General features: G+C 68.0%; 13 protein-coding genes. 2 read left to right on the top strand and 11 right to left on the bottom strand.

Annotated elements, in window-relative coordinates:
- Positions 1-67 precede the first annotated feature (67 nt).
- The 10 genes from KIP79_RS19365 to KIP79_RS19320 all read right to left on the bottom strand — a co-directional run bounded on the left by KIP79_RS19365 (position 68) and on the right by KIP79_RS19320 (position 13308).
- On the bottom strand, positions 68-1423 hold the full coding sequence (locus tag KIP79_RS19365; RefSeq protein WP_214106247.1) for an NAD-dependent succinate-semialdehyde dehydrogenase: 1356 nt from the start codon (positions 1421-1423) through the stop codon (positions 68-70).
- Positions 1424-1730: 307 nt separating this feature from the next.
- The gene (locus KIP79_RS19360; RefSeq protein WP_214106246.1) at positions 1731-3434 is read right to left on the bottom strand and encodes an ABC transporter ATP-binding protein; all 1704 of its coding nucleotides are present in this window, start codon (positions 3432-3434) and stop codon (positions 1731-1733) included.
- Positions 3435-3467: 33 nt separating this feature from the next.
- Positions 3468-4406, bottom strand: coding sequence for an ABC transporter permease (locus KIP79_RS19355; RefSeq protein ID WP_214106245.1), 939 nt, complete (start codon positions 4404-4406; stop codon positions 3468-3470).
- On the bottom strand, positions 4406-5299 hold the full coding sequence (locus tag KIP79_RS19350) for an ABC transporter permease (RefSeq protein ID WP_214106244.1): 894 nt from the start codon (positions 5297-5299) through the stop codon (positions 4406-4408). Before KIP79_RS19350 ends, KIP79_RS19355 begins: the two co-directional genes overlap by 1 nt.
- Positions 5300-5326: 27 nt before the next feature.
- The gene (locus tag KIP79_RS19345) at positions 5327-6106 is read right to left on the bottom strand and encodes an enoyl-CoA hydratase/isomerase family protein (RefSeq protein ID WP_214106243.1); all 780 of its coding nucleotides are present in this window, start codon (positions 6104-6106) and stop codon (positions 5327-5329) included.
- Between the two features lie 50 nt (positions 6107-6156).
- Positions 6157-7749, bottom strand: coding sequence for an acetate--CoA ligase (locus tag KIP79_RS19340; RefSeq protein ID WP_214106242.1), 1593 nt, complete (start codon positions 7747-7749; stop codon positions 6157-6159).
- Positions 7750-7751: 2 nt separating this feature from the next.
- Entirely contained in the window at positions 7752-8975 is a 1224-nt protein-coding gene (locus tag KIP79_RS19335; protein WP_214106241.1) for an amidohydrolase family protein, read from the bottom strand.
- A gap of 24 nt (positions 8976-8999) precedes the next feature.
- Entirely contained in the window at positions 9000-10505 is a 1506-nt protein-coding gene (locus KIP79_RS19330) for an ABC transporter substrate-binding protein (protein WP_214106240.1), read from the bottom strand.
- Positions 10506-10597: 92 nt separating this feature from the next.
- Positions 10598-11788 carry a metal-dependent hydrolase family protein gene (locus KIP79_RS19325; RefSeq protein ID WP_214106239.1) on the bottom strand — a complete coding sequence of 397 codons (1191 nt, stop codon included), beginning with the start codon at positions 11786-11788 and terminating at the stop codon, positions 10598-10600.
- Positions 11776-13308 (bottom strand): AMP-binding protein, encoded by a 1533-nt coding sequence (locus tag KIP79_RS19320; RefSeq protein WP_214106238.1) that lies wholly within the window; start codon positions 13306-13308, stop codon positions 11776-11778. Before KIP79_RS19320 ends, KIP79_RS19325 begins: the two co-directional genes overlap by 13 nt.
- A 197-nt stretch (positions 13309-13505) precedes the next feature.
- Between KIP79_RS19320 and KIP79_RS19315 the strand changes: the two genes are divergently transcribed.
- Positions 13506-14420 (top strand): LysR family transcriptional regulator, encoded by a 915-nt coding sequence (locus KIP79_RS19315; RefSeq protein WP_214106237.1) that lies wholly within the window; start codon positions 13506-13508, stop codon positions 14418-14420.
- Positions 14421-14678: 258 nt separating this feature from the next.
- Here KIP79_RS19315 and KIP79_RS19310 read toward each other — a convergent pair whose 3' ends face one another.
- Positions 14679-14951: a hypothetical protein gene (locus KIP79_RS19310; protein ID WP_214106236.1), complete on the bottom strand. Its 273-nt coding sequence runs from the start codon at positions 14949-14951 to the stop codon at positions 14679-14681.
- A gap of 393 nt (positions 14952-15344) precedes the next feature.
- Between KIP79_RS19310 and KIP79_RS19305 the strand changes: the two genes are divergently transcribed.
- On the top strand, positions 15345-16487 hold the full coding sequence (locus tag KIP79_RS19305) for a helix-turn-helix transcriptional regulator (RefSeq protein ID WP_214106235.1): 1143 nt from the start codon (positions 15345-15347) through the stop codon (positions 16485-16487).
- The last annotated feature ends 19 nt before the right edge of the window (positions 16488-16506 follow it).

Below are 16506 nucleotides of genomic sequence, written 5' to 3'. Positions count from 1 at the left end.
AGTCGAAAGATTTGTGGGATCGATCCCACAAAAGATCAGCCGGTTCGCCGGCGCGGAAAGACCGTGCTTACCGCACCCGGACGAGTTTGCGGTTCATGAACTCCTCGATCCCGGCCGCGCCCAGCTCACGTCCGAACCCGGAGCGCTTGACTCCGCCGAAAGGCAGCTCAGGGGATTCCGCGCCGACGACGTTGACGTACACCATGCCGACATCCAGGCGGTCGGCCACACGCGCCGCCTGCGCGGCGTCGGGAGTGAACACGTACGACCCCAGCCCAAACGCCGTCGCGTTGGCAAGCTCGATCGCCTCATCCTCCGAGCGCACCCGGTACAACTGCGCGACAGGACCGAAGAACTCCTCCGCGAAGGCCGGATTCTCCGAGCTCACCTCGCCCAGCACCACGGGCCAGAACATCGCGCCCTCGCGCGGGCGGGGAGCGAGCAGGACCCGCGCACCGTGCGCGATCGCCCGCTCGACCTGGTCCTGGAGCCGCCGCGCCGCGTCCTCCGACGCCATGGGCCCGAGCCGGGTGGCGGGGTCACGGGGATCGCCGGGCTCCACCGCCGCCATCGCCGCCACGAACCCTGCCGCGAAATCGTCATACAACTCGTCGACGACGATGAACCGCTTGGCCGCGTTGCAGGACTGGCCGCCGTTTCCCAGGCGCGCCTCAACCGCCGCCCGCACACTCGCCTGCAGGTCGTCCGCGCCGAGCACGATGAAGGGATCGGATCCGCCCAGCTCCAGAACCACCTTCTTCAGATGACGCCCGGCCAGCTCCGCGACCGCCGAGCCCGCCCGGTCCGAGCCCGTGAGGGAGACGCCGCGCACCCGCGGGTCGGCGACCACACCCGCGACCTGCCCGAGTTCCAGCGCGACGTTGGTGTAGCCACCCGGATCCAGCCCCGCGTCAACGAAGATCTGCTCGATCGCCAGGGCGGTGGCCGGGCACTGCGGCGCGTGTTTCAGCAGCAGGGGATTTCCCAACGCCAGGTTCGGGGCGGCGAAGCGGGCCACCTGGTAGACGGGGTAGTTCCACGGCATGATCCCCAGCAGCGGGCCGAGCGAGCACCTGCGCACCTCGGCGACGCCGCCCGGAATGGGGATCGGCTCGGGCGCCAGCAGCGCGGCGGCGTTGCGCGCGTAGTAACGGTAGATCTCGGCGGAGAAGTCAACCTCGTTGAGCGCCCCGCGAATCGGTTTGCCCATCTCGCTCACCACGATGGCGGCCAGTTCGTCCCGGCGCTCCTGGTGGAGCGCCGCGACACGCTCGAGAACGACTGTGCGATCCGCCGGTTCGCGGCGCCAGCGTGACCAGGTCTCGAAGGCCGCAGAGACCGTACGTTCGAGGTCCTCGGGCGTGATGCCGGGGAGCGAAACACCCACCGCTCCGGAGTAAGGATCCACTGCGGTATAGGTCACGCTCTCCTCCTTCGCGGCGGCCTTCCTGCAACAGCCGGATCCCCGTTTCCCAGGAGCCTAGTGAGGCGTCAGCCGAAGGAGTATGTGCGAAAGGACAACGTGCGACGCTGGGTCGCTGTCCAACAGGAGCTGGTTTCACGCCGATCATCCGCCGGTGCTTCCGAATCGATGAACTGCAGCAGGGCCGGGCCGGGGCGCGGTGTCAGCCTCGCGGCTGATCCGTTTCCCCGCCTCGCCCGCCGCACCCGACGTGCCTCATCGGCGAGTTCAGTGACTGAGTTCGGCTTCGGTACAGTTCGCAAACTCCTTAGCTTGGAGTTCCCCGGGCGGACAGTAGGCGGCGGGTCTCGCGGCGGGTTCGCTGTTCGTGGGGGTCGGCCACGGGGACCGCGGCGAGAAGTTCGCGGGTGTACTGGTGCCGGGGATGGTCCAGGAGGTGTCTGGTGGGGCCGGCCTCTACGAGGGAGCCGCGCCGCATGACCGCGATTCGGTTGGCGAGGCGTTCCACCACGGCCAGGTCGTGGCTGATGAACAGGCAGGCGAAGCCGTGTTGTCGCTGCAGTTCCTCGAAGACCTCGAGGACTTTGGCCTGGACGGAGACGTCGAGTGCGCTGGTGGGTTCGTCGGCGACGAGCAGGACCGGCTCAAGGGCGATGGCGCGGGCGATTCCGACGCGTTGCCTCTGTCCGCCGGAGAGTTCGTGGGGGAATCTGGCCAGCATCGTGCGTGGTAGATGGACCTGGTCGAGCAGATCGTTGACCCGCTTCGCCAGCTCTTTTCCTTTCGCCAGCCGGTGCAGGACCAAGGGTTCGGCGATGCTGTCCGCGATCTGCATGCGGGGATCGAGCGACGATCCTGGATCCTGGAAGACGATGGAGACGCGGCGTCGTAACGCCTTGAGATCGGCTGACCGGATCCCGGCGAGTTCCACGCCGTCGATGACGAGCGAGCCGTCCGCGACCGGTACGAGGCCGACCGCCGCCTGCCCGATCGTCGACTTGCCGGAGCCGGACTCCCCGACCAGCCCCAGGACCTCGCCGCGGCCGATGTGGAAGTCGACACCGTCGACGGCTCGGAAGCGCGGTCCACGGTCGGTCCCGTAGTCGATGGCCAGACGACGGGCTGAGACGAGGGCATCCGTCGGCGCCGCCTCCTCGGCGACCTCGGCAGGCGGCGTCTCGGATACCGCGGTGGCCGTCAGCGTTGGGACGGCGGCGATGAGTTCCTTGGTGTACGGCTGAGCCGGACGGTAGAAGATCTGCTCCGAGCTCTCCGACTCGACGACCCGGCCGGCCTTCATGACCAGCACCCGATCGGCGATGTCGGCGACCACGCCCAGGTCGTGGCTGATGAGGATGATGCTGGAGGCGATCCGGTCCTTAAGGCTGCGCAACAGGTCGAGGATGCCCGCCTGCACGGTGACGTCGAGGGCGGTCGTCGGTTCGTCGGCGATGAGCAGGCGCGGTTCGCAGGCGATGGCCTGCGCGATGACCGCGCGCTGTAGCTGACCGCCGGAGAGCTGGTGCGGGTACTTGCGTACGGTCAGCTCCGGATCGGGCAGGTCGACTAGGCGCAGCAGCTCGATGGCGCGCGCTCTGGCCTGCCGTTTCGACATGCCCAGATGGAACCGGAGCACTTCGCAGATCTGGAAGCCGATGGTGTAGACGGGATTCATCGCCGTCATCGGTTCCTGGAAGACCACTCCGACCTGGCGTCCTCTGATGCCGGACATCCGCTTTCCGGGCAGCCCGAGGATCTCGGTGCCGTCCAGCTTGACCGAGCCGGTGGCCCGGCCGCTGGGCGGCAGCAGTCCGATGAGCGCCATCGAGGACTGAGTCTTGCCCGAGCCCGACTCACCCACGATCGCCAGCACCTCGTGTGGCCGGACCTCGTAGCTCAGGTCGTGCACGACGGTGGACCATTCCCCGTTGACGAGAAAGTCGACCGAGAGGCCGCGAACGCTCAGTACGGGTTCCCCGGCCGAACCGAGCGGAGTGTTCGATGTCGTCATGCCGTTCCATCCAAGGTGGTCCGTAACGCCGGGTTAGCTGGCAGAGGCGAGCCGGATGCGGGGATCCAGCGCCGGGTAGAGCAGGTCCACGAGGAGATTCACCGCCACGAACACCAGCGCGACGATGAACACGACGGCCTGCACCAGCGGGTAGTCGCGGTTGAAGATCGCCTCGGTGGCCAGCCGCCCCACCCCCGGCCAGGAGAAGACCGTCTCGACGACCACCGCGCCACCCAGCAGACCACCGAACTCCAGGCCGAGATAGGTGACGAACGGGATCAGGGCGTTACGCACCCCGTGCCGGAAGATCACGACACGTTCCGGCATGCCTTTCGCCCGGGCCGTACGCAGGTGGTCCTGGTTGAGCACCTCCAGCATGCCCGCCCGGGTCAGCCGGGTGAGCCGCGCCATGGAGTACACCGCGAGGGTCAGCGCGGGCAGCACGAAGCTGAGGGCGCTGTCGCGGCCGGAGGTGGGAAACAGTGGCCAGTTCACGCTGAACTGGAGTACCAGCAGCATGCCCAGCCAGAAGATCGGGACACTCTGCCCCAGCACCACGAAGATCCCAATGGCATGGTCGACCGTACGGTTGCGGTACACCGCCGCGAGCACACCCAGGGGAAGCGCCACCAGGACCGCCAGACCGAGGCCGGACACCGCAAGCTCCGCGGTCGCCTGCAGCCGCTCCAGGACCAGCCCGGCGGCCGGCCGGCCGTACCAGATGCTCTGGCCGAAGTCGCCCCGGACGGCCTGGCTCGCGAAATCCCAGTACTGGACGTACAACGGCTGGTCGAGGCCGAGAAGCGCTTCGTACTGCCGGCGCTCCGCCTCGCTCGCCTCCGGCGGCAACAGCACCGACAGAGGGCTGCCGCCCGCGAGGTGCATGACCAGAAAAACGATGATCGAGACCCCGAACACCACCAGAACGGCGTGTCCGAGCCGACGGAGAATGTACCGGGCCATGGGGGGCATCAGCTGAGCCTCGGGTCGTAGACGTCGCGCAGCCAGTTGCCGACGAGGTTGACGGACAGGACGGTGAGCATGAGCGCGATGCCGGGAAACACGCTCAGCCACCACGCGGAGGCGAGGTAGTCGCGCCCATCGCCCAGCATGCTGCCCCAGGACGGGGTGGGCGGCTGGATGCCCAGCCCGAGAAAGGACAGGGAGGACTCGGCGAGGATCGCGAGCGATATTTCGATCGTCGCGACGATGAGGATCGGTGACACCAGGTGCGGGAGAATGTGCCGGAACACGACGCGTCCGTGTCCGGCTCCCAGGCTCACCGCCGCCTTGACGAACGACCGGTCGCGCAGTGAGAGCACATCGCCCCGGGTGATCCGGGCATAGACCACCCAGCCGGTGCCGCCCAGGACCAGGATGATCGTCGTGGGGCTGGGCCCGATGGCCGCCGCGAGCACGATCGCCAGGAGGATCGGCGGAATGGCCAGCTGGATGTCGGCGAGCCGCAGGACCACGTCCTCCAGCCGCCCGCCCACATACCCGGCGAACACCCCGATGGTGACGCCGAGCAGGACGGCCAGCGCCACGGCGGAGAACCCGATCAGCAGCGAGGTCCTGGCACTCCAGATCGTACGGCTGAGCACGTCGTGGCCGAGCCGGTCGGTGCCGAACAGGTACGCGCTGTCGCCGCCGTCCAGCCAGGCCGGCGGGAGCAGCGAGGCCTTCAGGTTCTGCCGCTCCGGGTCGTGCGGGGATATCCAGGGTGCCAGGAGGGCAAGGAAGATCACCCCCCCGAGCACCACCACGCCCAGCAGGCCGCTGGGATCACGCAGCAGGCGCCGCAGCTTCGAGACGCGGCGAACCGGTGCCTCGATGAGCGCCGGAGCCTCGGGAAGTACGTCCATGCCCTACTCTCCTGTCCACCCTGTGGGTCACGCTCGCTGCGGCGTACGCCCGCTTTTCGCCATGAACGCGCCGATGGCCCGCTCGGGGTCGCCGGAGGCGTAGACCGTGGCGTGCCGCTCGACGGCGATCCGGAACGCCTCCTGGAAGCTCTCGTCCTCAAGGTCACACAGCGCCTCCTTCGTCTCCCGGAAGGCGACCGGCGGAAGCGCCGCCATCTCGTTGGCCACCCGGATGGCCGCCGGTATGACGTCGTCCTCGCCGGTCAGCTCGTCGACGAGCCCCATCCGGTACGAGTCCGCTCCGCTGACCATGCGGGCGGTGAGCACGAGTGCCCGCATCTGGGTGATGCCGATGGACTTGGCCACCAGCCAGCTTCCGGTGACGCTGGCCTGGCCGGACTTGATCTCCGGTTGGCCGAGGCGAGCCTCCGGGTGGGCGACCCGGTAGTCGGCGCAGAGCGCGAACTGGAATCCGGACCCGGCCGCGACGCCCTGAACGGCGGCCACAACGGGCTTCGGGGACTTCCGCAGGAGATTGTAGTAGGGCCAGAACTCGGTCACCCAGGTATCGGCGAACTTGTCGTCCCAGCTCACGGCCTCGTCGAGGTCCTGGCCGGCGCAGAAGTTGCCGTCCTCGCCGCACAGCACGATGGCCTTGACCTCCTCGGCCGGTGCGGCGTTCAGACGTTCGAGCACGCTGGTCATCTGTTGGCGCAACGCCCGGTTCCAGGCGTTCAACTTCACCGGGTTCGACAGCATGACCACTGCCACCCGATCGTCCCGGACCTCAAGCTTGATCTCACCCATCGTCTTCTCCTGTTCGTCGCCGGTTGTACCAGAGGGTGTTGAGTCGTTTGTCAGCCGCGTCGGGCGGATTCGACGTGATGTGTGCGGGCCTGCTCACCGGCCGCGGACCGCCGGCGCAACTCGGCCCGCTGGACTTTGCCGGTGGACGACTTCGGCAGCCGGTCGGCGAAGGTCACCAACCGGGGGTAGGCGAACTTGGAGTGCCGCTCGCGTACCATCGCCACAAGCTCCGCGACGAGGGCCGGCTCGTCGGTGCCGGGTGGCACCGCCACGTAGGCATGGATGATTGAACCGCGCCGCTCGTCGGGCGTGCCGACGACGCCCGCCTCCGTGACCATCGGATGGTCCAGAAGCACGTCCTCGATCTCCGCAGGCCCGATGCGGTATCCGGAGGTCTTGATCACGTCGTCGTTGCGGCCGACGAAGTACCAGTAGCCGTCCTCGCGCCGGAACTCGTCGCCGGTGGCGAACCAGTCGCCGCCGAAGGCGCGCGCGGTCCCCTCGCCGTCACCCCAGTACCCGAGCGGGTACTGGGGGTTCGACCGGGCGGCCAGGCCCACCTCCCCCGAGGTGGCCTCGGTGTCCGGGCGGCCGTTCGCATCCAGCAGTTCGACGCGCCAGCCGGGGAGCGGACGTCCCGTGGAGCGGGTGCGCACCGGCTCGGTCACGGCGTACCCGAGCATCGGATAGGACTCGGTGAGGCCGTAGTACTCGCTGAGCGGGGCGCCGACCAGCGCGGAGAACCACTCCCGCAACCCAGGGTCAAGTGGCTCGTTCGAGGACGCCGCACCACGGAACGACCAGGGCAGCCCGGCGAGGGAGTCGCCGATCTGCTCGCGGCAGGCGCGAAGCATGGTGGGGTTGAGCAGGGCTGAGCGGACCTTGTGGTCGGACATCGCGGTGAAGAGCCCCACGGCGTCGATTCCGTGCTCGGCCCGGTAGATCAACTGGGTGGCGCCGTGACGCCACGGGCCGAAGAGTTTGGCGTGCGACCACGCCCACTCCCCCGCCCCGTAGAACACCTCACCTGGGCGCAAGCCGTGGGTGTACTCGAACTCGTTGTGGCCGACCAGGCTGCGCTGGGCGTGCACCAGTGCCTTCGCCGGACCGGTGGTTCCGGAGGTGAAGTACAGGTGGGCCGGGTCGTCCGCGCTGCCTTCGGCGGTCAACGGGCTGCCGCTCACCCCATCGAGCACCGGGGTGTCGATCCGGACGACCTGAACGCCAGAGGGCACGTCCACCTCGGTGAGGGTGGCGGTGTCGGAGACGAGCACTTCCGCACCGGCCATCCCCAGCCGGGCGGCGATCTGCTCCGGAGCCCACAGTGTGGACATGGTCATGAGCACCGCGCCGATCCGCAGGGCGCCCAGGTAGGCGGCCGCGGCCTCCGGGGACTGGGGTAACAGCACCGCCACCACCGAGCCGCGGCGCGCGCCCCGGTCGAGGAGCACCCGGGCGAACCGGAACGACAGATCGCGTAGTTCAGCCCAGGTCACGAACCGTTCGGCGCCCGTGAAGTCACGCTGGATGATGGCCAGGCCGCCGGGCGGATGCCGGTCGGTGGCGTCCACCGCGACGTTGTAGGTGGCGGGGACGACCCACCGTCCCGTCGATTCGTCGTATCCAGATCCGTTGACCAGCACGGTTACCAGCTCTCAGTCATGCCGCAGAGTGTTCCGCCGCGGAAGACCATCGCGGGGGTGTCGATCAGGTCGAGGTCGGTCAGCGGGTCGCCCGGATAGACGACCAGGTCGGCGATCTTGCCTGGTTCGACGGCCCCGATCTCGGCCTCCAGGCCGAGCGCCTCCGCTGACACGCTTGTCGCCGCCTGGAAGACCTCCAGCGGGGTCATCCCGGCCCCGGCCATCAGCTCGAACTCCGCGCGTAGCACCCCTGGGCCGCCGATGAGGTGGTACGGCCCGGCGGCGTCCGTACCGAAAGCGATCTTCACTCCGGCCTGGTGCGCGAGCCACAGGCTCGCCTGGTGGATCTCGGCGACCTGCGCTCCCTTCTCCGCCGCGTGCGGTTCCAGTCCTTTGGACGGGCCGATGGTGGCCAGCGCCGGGTAGATGGAGAGGGTCGGCACCAGGTAGGTGCCCGCCTCGGCCATCATGGCGACCGCCTCGTCGTCGAGGATCACGCCGTGGTCGATGGTGTCGACGCCGGCCTCGATCGCGGCCTTGATTCCGGAGGTGGCGTGCGCGTGTGCCGCCACCCGCTTGCCCCTCTCGTGTGCGACCTCGACGATCGCCGTCATCTCTGCGCGGGTGAACTGGTTCTCGGTGATCTTTTCGTGCTTGGTGGCCGCGCCGCCGGTGGCGCAGAGCTTGATGAGGTCCGCGCCGCGCTTGAGCTGCAGTCGGGCGCCCTTGGTGGCCTCGTCCACGCCGTCGCACTCGTAGCCGAACAGCTGGTGCCCGTGCCCGCCGGTGATGCACAGCAGTTGCCCGGCGGCCAGCACCCGTGGCCCCAAGGTCACGTCCCAGCCGGTCAGCCGGCGCAGGGCGAATACCGAGTCGGTGGCACACCCGACATCCCGGACAGTGGTGAGCCCGGCCCGGATCGCCCGGCGCGCGTTGACCATCGACCAGACGGCGAGTTCGTCTGCGGACAGGTAGCGGCCCATCCGGCCGCCCCACACTTCGGAGTCGGCGATGGGGTGGGCGGTGTGGACGTGCATGTCGATGAGCCCGGGTGTGACGGTCTGTCCATGCAGGTCGATCACGACATCCGGGGTCACTCCGGCGGGGACGCCGCCAGGCCCGACCGAGGCGATGCGGTCGTCCTCAATGAGGATCGTCTGATCGTCGACCGGCGCGGCACCGCGGCCGTCGATGACCCGTGCGCCGGTGAGGGCTGTGGTACCCAATGCGTTGCCTTTCGTGGGCATCGGTCACTTGAAGTACGCCGTCGCAAACGGCATCTCGCGTGTCGCCACCGGCCCGTCCCAGACGAGACGGTCGCTGGCCGCGTAGACGTCGATGGTCTGGAAGAGGAAGATGTGCGGCGCCTCCTCGCGGATGATCTGCTGTAGTTCGCGGTAGATCTCCGCCCGTTTGGCGGGGTCGGCGGCCCCCTGCCCCTTCAGCGCGAGATCGCTGGTCTTGGACGTGTCGAAGTACTGGCTGCCGCGAGAGCCGTCGGTGAACATCAGCGTGAAGATGGCGTCGGAGTCGAGGGCGAAGGAGGTCATGCCGTTGTAGGCGAGGCTGTCGGCCTTGCCGCCGACGTAACGCTCGAACTGGGCGGCCGACTCCATCACCTTCACGGTCGTCGGAATGCCGACCTCGGTGAGATAGCCGGCGACGGCCTGGGCGACCTCGGCGTTGTACGGCTGCCGCCCCTGCCCGACCTCGATTACCTGGGGCGGAATGTTCGCGCCCAACCCGACCTCAGCGAGCAGCGCCTTGGCCCGGTCCGGGTCGTAGGGGTACGGCTTGAGCTCGGGGTCGAACCCGGCATGGTTGGTCGAGTTCGAGATGGGAAGCAGCGTCCCGTTGCCGCCCAGCACGCTGTTGATGATCGTCTCGACATCCACCGCGTAGTTCATGGCCTGGCGGACCCAAACGTCGTCGAACGGCGGCTTGAGCGCGTTGATGCCGATGTAGTTGATGTAGGCGGTATCCGCCCGGACGATCTGCTTGCCGCTGGCGGACTCGATGCGCTTGACGTCGGTGTCGAGCACCGCCTCGATGAGATCGGCCTCGCCCGCGAGCAGCATCGACGTGCGAGTGGACGCCTCGGGAGCGCTCAAGTACGTGATCTTCTTGATCTTCGGCGCACCGGCCCAGTAGTTCTCGTTGGCCGCGTGCACGATGCGCTGGTCCTGGACCCACTCGACGAACTTGTAGGGCCCCGTCCCCACCGGCGCCTTGGCGAAGGCCGCGTTCCCGACCTTCTCGATGTAGTCCTTGGGCACGATACGCAGCTGAACCCGGACGGCAGCCGGCAAGGGCGCGTACGGCTGGGCCGTGATCAGGTCGACGGTGTAGTCGTCCACCTTCTTCACGCCCGCCAGGTACGCCATCTGGGTGACTTGCGTGGACTCGTTGGCCGGATCCTTCATCCGCTCGAAGCTGTACACCACGTCGTCGGCGGTGAACTCCTCGCCGTTGTGGAACCTCACCCCCTTGCGGAGGGTGAACCGCCAGGTGGTGGGGTCGACGGACTTCCATTCGGTGGCCAGGCCTGGAACGATCCGGCCGTCGGCGTCGATGGCCGTGAGGCCGTCGTACAGGTTCGCCATCTCGGGGTTGCCGTAGGTGGTGAGCATGGGGTCGAGGCTGGGGCCCTTGGGCATCACCGCCATCGCGACCCTGAGTTCGTTCCGGGCCTCTCCGGTTTCTTCTCCGCCGCCGCTGCCGCAGCCGGCGAGGAGGAGCGCGACAGTCACGCCCATGATGGCGATCGTGGTTCTTATGGACATGGCTATCACCCATCAGGTGTGAGACAGGGGGGAGAACGACGGCCAGGGCCGTACGAACGGCAGGGCTAGCGGTCGAAGGCGAGCCTTCTCTTGACCACTCCGCCGCTCATGACGAAGGAGACGGATCGGTAGGCGCCGGCGGTCCGCAACGGGTCGCCGGCGAGAATGATGAGGTCGGCGCGCTTGCCCACCTCGACGGTGCCGACGGTGTCGGCGATGCCCAGCGCCTCGGCCGCGACGCTCGTGGCGGATCGCGCCACCTCCGCCAGCGGCATGCCCGCCTCGGTGAGCAACTCGACCTCCCGGACGACCGATCGGCCGATCGGGTTGTACCGGCCCGCCGCGTCGGTGCCGAAGGCGATCGGAACCCCGGCCTGATACGCCCGGGCCACGCTCTGCACGTGCAGGCCGGTCACCATCCGGGCCTTGTCCTGCATGTAGGCGGGGATGCCGAACGCGGGCCCCTGCTCGACGATCGCGACATACGCCGACAGGGTCGGCACCAGCCATGCTCCGTGCTCCAGCATGACGGCAGCCGTCTCGTCGTCGATGAACACGCCGTGCTCGATCGTCCGCACCCCGGCCTGAACGGCCTGGCGTATCCCCAGCGCGGCATGGGCGTGGGCGCAGACGTACTTGCCGGCCTTGGTGGCCTCGTGCACCGCCATCCGCATCTCCTCGGGGTCGAACTGGACCGAGGTGATCTTCTCGTTGGCGGTGGCCGCGCCGCCGGTGGCGGAGATCTTGATCCAGTCCGCGCCCGCGCGGAGCTGTTCGCGGGTGCCCTTGCGGACCTCGTCCGGTCCGTCGCACTCGCGGGTGTTGAACGGGGAGCCGTGGCCGCCGGTCATCGCGATCATCGCCCCGCAGGCCAGCACCCGCGGGCCGTCGAGCCGGCCGTCGGCGAAGTGGTCCCGCAGGGCGAAGATCGACTGCTCCTTGGCGCCGACGTCCCGTGCCGTGGTGATCCCCGCGTCCAGGGCGAGCCGCCCTTGCTCCACGCCGTACAGGGTCTTGTCGATCTCCGTCCAGGATGCCGTCTGGGACGATCCCAGGAAGTGCACGTGCAGGTCGATGAGGCCGGGCATCAGGGTGCCGCCGCCGGCGTCGACGACCAGGTCGGCAGACGGGCGCCTGGCCGTGCCGGTCACGTCGATCTCGACGATCCGGTCCCCCTCGACCAGCACGCTGGCGCCGGGAACAGGATCGGCCCCTGTTCCGTCGAGCAGCACGGCGTTGACGATCAGCGTCCGCATCGGTGTACCTCCGCCACAACTCGGTCCCAGGCGCCGTCAGGTGTCGCCGCAAGCCTGTCCTTGAGAATCCGCATCGACGGTCCGCGTGAGAATTCCTCGACCCACGCGACGTACCGCGGCACCTGGTAGGGCGCGAGGCCGTTGCGGCACCAGTCGACGATCTCCTGCTCCGACACCTCCGGGCCGGCGACGCGTTGCACGTAGAGCAGGATGTCCTGCTCGCCCACCTCGCCCTTGACGCCGACGACCGCGCAGTCGGCGACCTGCGGATGGGCCCTCGCCACCGACTCGACCTCCCAGGCGGAGACGTTCTCGCCTCCGACCCGTACGTTGTCGGTCATCCGGCCGAGGAAGTACAGATAGCCGTCCTCGTCCGCCGTCGCCAGGTCGCCGGTGTAGAGCCAGCCGCCGGGGCGGAGCAGGGCGGCGGTGGCCTCCTCGTTGCGGAAGTAGCCCGGGGTCATGGCGCCGGGCACGCCGAGGATTCTGATCTCGCCGCGTTCGCCTGGCCGTACGGGTGTGCCCGCCTGGTCGACGACCTGCACGTCGAAGCCGGGGATGGCCCGGCCGATCGAACCGACTCGGCTCTGGACGTTGACGGTGTTGATGCTGGAACTCTCGGTGAGCCCGTACACCTCGCGCAGCCGGACCCCGAACCGGCGCTCGAACTCCCGCCAGGTCTCCTCCGTGGCCCCCGCGCCCCAGGCGGTGCGCACCGAGTGATCCCGGTCATCCGGGCTCGGCGGCTGGCGCAGCAGGATCTGCACGACTCCGCCGAGATAGTGGATGTGCCGGGCGCCGCAGGCTCGGGCCTGGTCCCAGAAGCGCGACGCGCTGAACCGGGGCAGAATGTGCAGGCGGACGTCACGCAGGAACGCCAGGAAGAGCATCTGGAGACCGCCCACGTGGAAGAAGGGCTCCCACATCAGGTACACGTCGCCGTCTTCGGCGTCGGTGGCGGTCGCCACTCCGCCGGCGCACACCCGCAGCATCGCGTCGGTGACCTTGACGCCCTTGGGCGGGCCGGTGGTGCCCGAGGTGTAGCTGATGCTCACCACGTCGTGGACGGATCGCTCCACGTCCGGCGGGAGCGAGGCGCTCTCGCCGAAGAGCCGCGCGGAGCCGGCCAGCCAGTGCAGCGCGCCCGACCAGCCGGAGTCCTTGACGGCCGCGCCGAGAGCCTCCCTGGTCGATTCGTCGGCGACCACCAGAACCGGCTCGGACTGGGCCAGGATGTGGGCCAGGCCCGGACCTTTCGCCCTTACATTGAGCGGGACGTACACGGCGCCAAGGGCGAGCAGTCCCATCACCAGGTCCAGGTGCGCCGGGCAGTTCGGCAACATCACCGCGACCCGATCGCCACGAGCCACCCCCGACGCGGCCAGCCGACCGGCCATGTCGACGGCCCGCGCCCGTAACTCGCGCAAGGTCACGTCCGTGTCCCCGAACGAGCAGTAGACCCGGTCCGGGGACCGGTGAGCGGCCTCGCCGAGGGACTCCCACAATGTCAGTTGCCGCACTCCCCAAACGCTCCTTTCCGTCCGGCCACCCGGTGGCCGCTTTCTGGACATTCTGCGGGCGGGGTTCAGAGCAGGTCCAATACTCTTCCTCGCCCGATCGATACCGTCCTGACCTGGCAGATCGTTATTGCGGTCGATCCATGCCTGTGGTGGACTCTCTCGAAGCACTGAAGTGAACAAGCCAGAGGACCGGCCGGATGGCACTGAACTTCACCCTTCACCAGCTCGGTCTGTTCGTCGCGGTCGCCGAGGAACTGCACTTCAGCAAGGCCGCCGAGCGCATGCACATCTCCCAGCCGCCGCTCACCCGGCAGATCCGCGCGCTGGAGTCCATGCTGGGCATCGACCTGTTCGTCCGCAGTTCGCGCCGTGTGGAGCTGACCCGGGCGGGCCAGGCCTTCCTGATCGAGGCCCGCCGCGTACTCGGCGCCGCGGAGAAGGCGGCTCAGGTCGCCGTACAGGCCTCGGGTACCAGTGGCTCCGTGGTCATCGGCTGCGTCGAGTCCGCGATCGTCGACCTGCTGCCCACGGTGCTGGCCTCGTTCGCCAACGTGTTCCCCTTCACCACCGTCCAGGTGCGGGTGCTGCACACCCGGGAGCAGGAGCACGGGCTCCTCAGCGGAGACCTCTCACTCGGCATACTCCGCCCGCCGACGGCCTCGACCAACGACCTGAGGTTGTCATTCCTGTACGGCGACCGGCTGGTGGCCGCCATCCCGGACTCCTTCGAGTGGGACGACTCGCGCGGGCTCGCCCAACTCGCCGAGCAATCGTTCGTGATGTACAGCCGGGACATCGGTGAGAGTGTGTACAACGCGGCCATGCAGACCTGTATCGCCGAGGGATTCGTGCCGACCGTCGCCTGGGACGTGGCCAGCACGGCGATGCTCATGGGCCTGGTCGCCGAAGGCCAGGGAGTGGCTCTGCTGCCGCAGCCGTACACCCTCACTCACCATCCCGGCGTCCGGTTCGTCTGGCTCTCCCGGCCTGAGCACGTCTCGGGCGTGGCACTCGCCTGGCGGCACCAGGACGACACGGACCCGGTCATCTCCGCAATCCGCGACTGGGCACATCTGGCGGCCCGGGCGTTGCACCAGGGGCCGCCTACATAACGGGAGGTTGCGCAGCATCATCGCTTCGCCGGGCAAACGCGCGGCGTCAAGCCAGATCGGCGTGACGACCCGCGCGTACACATCGGCGCATGAACTCGTCCAAGTAGTCGACCCGGCAACTCGTCGCCTGCCTGAGTGTCTGGCGGATATCTCCCGCTAATCTCCAGCACCTCGTTTACCGTGCGTAAGAAATGAATTGGACTGGGTGTCTTCCCCAACTGAATTCACGCCCGCCTACGCGGAAGGACCGTAGGCCTGTTAGAGGTCGTAGAGTGCGAGCGCATTTGTGTAGGCGTTCATCCCGGCGGCGTGGCATCCGGCATGTTCAAAACCGTTGGCCATATCGACCCAAAGCCAGGCGGCTCTCTCCTCGCCCTCTGCTTTCGTGGAGGAAAGCAATTGTTCGGCGCTGCGAAAGTGATCCGTGGCAGCCTCGGGGCGTCCCAGGGCCAGTAGGGCCCATCCACGGGTGAGATGGGCGCGGCAGGATAGCCACATCGTGAGGGGGCCGAGCCGGACCGCGTCCAGCACCGCGGTCCAGGACGTGCGGCCTGTTTCCAAGGCGGCGATCTAAGCCTTTCCCGGCCACTTTCTTTTCGTTGGTAGCCGGTTGTAGCTGACGGTCGATGACCGGGTGGGGAATAGTGCTGAGGCCTCTCCTAGCCTCGATGTTTCGTGCGCCCAGCAGGATGGGAGCCCGAGGCTAAAGATCGGTAAATCTGAACTAGGAGATGGGGGGAGGGGAGATCGAATTACGCGCAGTGTCAATCTCGCGGCCGGGCGCGCCAGGCCGCTCAACGTGACGGGATCAACTCTCGGGCCGTCGAGCGAAAACAGGTATCCCTCAACCGTGGGTTTTGGGGTAATGAACTCCCCTCAATTGAGGGGGTGTACGGGAAAGATCCAAGGATTACCATCTTTGACATGACCGGGACTGCAATCGCCCCCCGCCTGGTGGCGTCGATCCGGCACGCGAACGCACACTGCGCGACCGCGGACGAGTTCCTGGCCGCAGTCAGCACCGAAGTACGCAAGGCCGTCCCGTTCGACGGCTCCGTGTGGTTCGGTGTCGATCCCGCGACGCTGCTCGCGGCCTCCGTTGGGCGGATCGAACACATGGACCACTCGTTATGCCAGCAGTTCTGGGATAACGAGTTCCACAGCAACGACGTGCTGCCCATCCGCAATCTGGCACGGCGGCCCGAGCCGGCCGGGTCGCTGCGGATCGCCACCGACGGCAAGCCGGCGCGCAGCCCGCGTTACCGGGAGATCCTGCGCCCGCAGGGATACGACGACGAGGCGCGAATCATCTTCCGCACCGGCAACACGACGTGGGCCTTCGCCTTCTTGTACCGGGAGAAGGGACATCCGGCCTTCGACGTGGACGAACTGAAGCTCCTGACGTCCATCTCACGCACCGTCGGCGTCGCACTACGCGCGAGAAACTTGCCACACTCACCCTCGGCCCGGGCGATCGACACGCTCCCGGCACCCGGCGTGCTCCTCTTCGACGCGAGGCGCGAGCTCATGTCGGCCAACCTCCACGCCAAGGCCTGGCTGCGCCAGATCTACGGACTGGACCTCAATGAGGAGCCGTGGTCTTTGCTGTCGGAGCACCAGGCGATGTGGCAGACGCAGGCGAGTCTGCTGGGGCTGGTATCGCAGGCGCAGGCGGTCGGCCTGGGTTACGAGGACGGGCCCGCCCGGCTACGCTGCAGAGATCGTGACGGCCGATGGGTCGTGCTGCACGCCTCCTGCATGGACGAGACCAACCCTGACAGTCCGATCGCCGTCGTGATCGAGCAGGCGCAGAGCGCAGAAGTCGCACCGATCATCGTGGAGGCGTACGGGCTGACCACCCGGGAACGCGAGGTTCTGCGGGGCATTGCCTGCGGCCTGTCGACACCGGAGATCGCCACCGAGCTTCGCCTGTCCACGCACACCGTACGCGACTACATCAAGTCCGTCTTCGAGAAGGTGGGCGTGAGCAGCCGCGGCGAGTTGACCGCGAAGCTCTTCGCTGAGCACTACTTCGATGCCCTCGAATCCTCTCTCGTATTCGTCTAGTCACTATGTTTCTGCGAAG

The sequence above is a fragment of the Acrocarpospora catenulata genome, from assembly GCF_018476525.1.
In the GTDB taxonomy this organism is placed as follows: Bacteria; Actinomycetota; Actinomycetes; order Streptosporangiales; family Streptosporangiaceae; genus Acrocarpospora; species Acrocarpospora catenulata.
This window is presented reverse-complemented; position numbering and strand designations above follow the sequence as displayed.

Excerpts from the sequence above, each read along its gene's own strand:
- KIP79_RS19360 (WP_214106246.1), bottom strand. The coding sequence starts at position 3,434 with ATGACGACATCGAACACTCCGCTCGGTTCGGCCGGGGAACCCGTACTG.
- KIP79_RS19355 (WP_214106245.1), bottom strand. The coding sequence starts at position 4,406 with ATGCCCCCCATGGCCCGGTACATTCTCCGTCGGCTCGGACACGCCGTT.
- KIP79_RS19350 (WP_214106244.1), bottom strand. The coding sequence starts at position 5,299 with ATGGACGTACTTCCCGAGGCTCCGGCGCTCATCGAGGCACCGGTTCGC.
- KIP79_RS19345 (WP_214106243.1), bottom strand. The coding sequence starts at position 6,106 with ATGGGTGAGATCAAGCTTGAGGTCCGGGACGATCGGGTGGCAGTGGTC.
- KIP79_RS19330 (WP_214106240.1), bottom strand. The coding sequence starts at position 10,505 with ATGGGCGTGACTGTCGCGCTCCTCCTCGCCGGCTGCGGCAGCGGCGGC.
- KIP79_RS19325 (WP_214106239.1), bottom strand. The coding sequence starts at position 11,788 with ATGCGGACGCTGATCGTCAACGCCGTGCTGCTCGACGGAACAGGGGCC.
- KIP79_RS19315 (WP_214106237.1), top strand. The coding sequence starts at position 13,506 with ATGGCACTGAACTTCACCCTTCACCAGCTCGGTCTGTTCGTCGCGGTC.
- KIP79_RS19305 (WP_214106235.1), top strand. The coding sequence starts at position 15,345 with ATGACCGGGACTGCAATCGCCCCCCGCCTGGTGGCGTCGATCCGGCAC.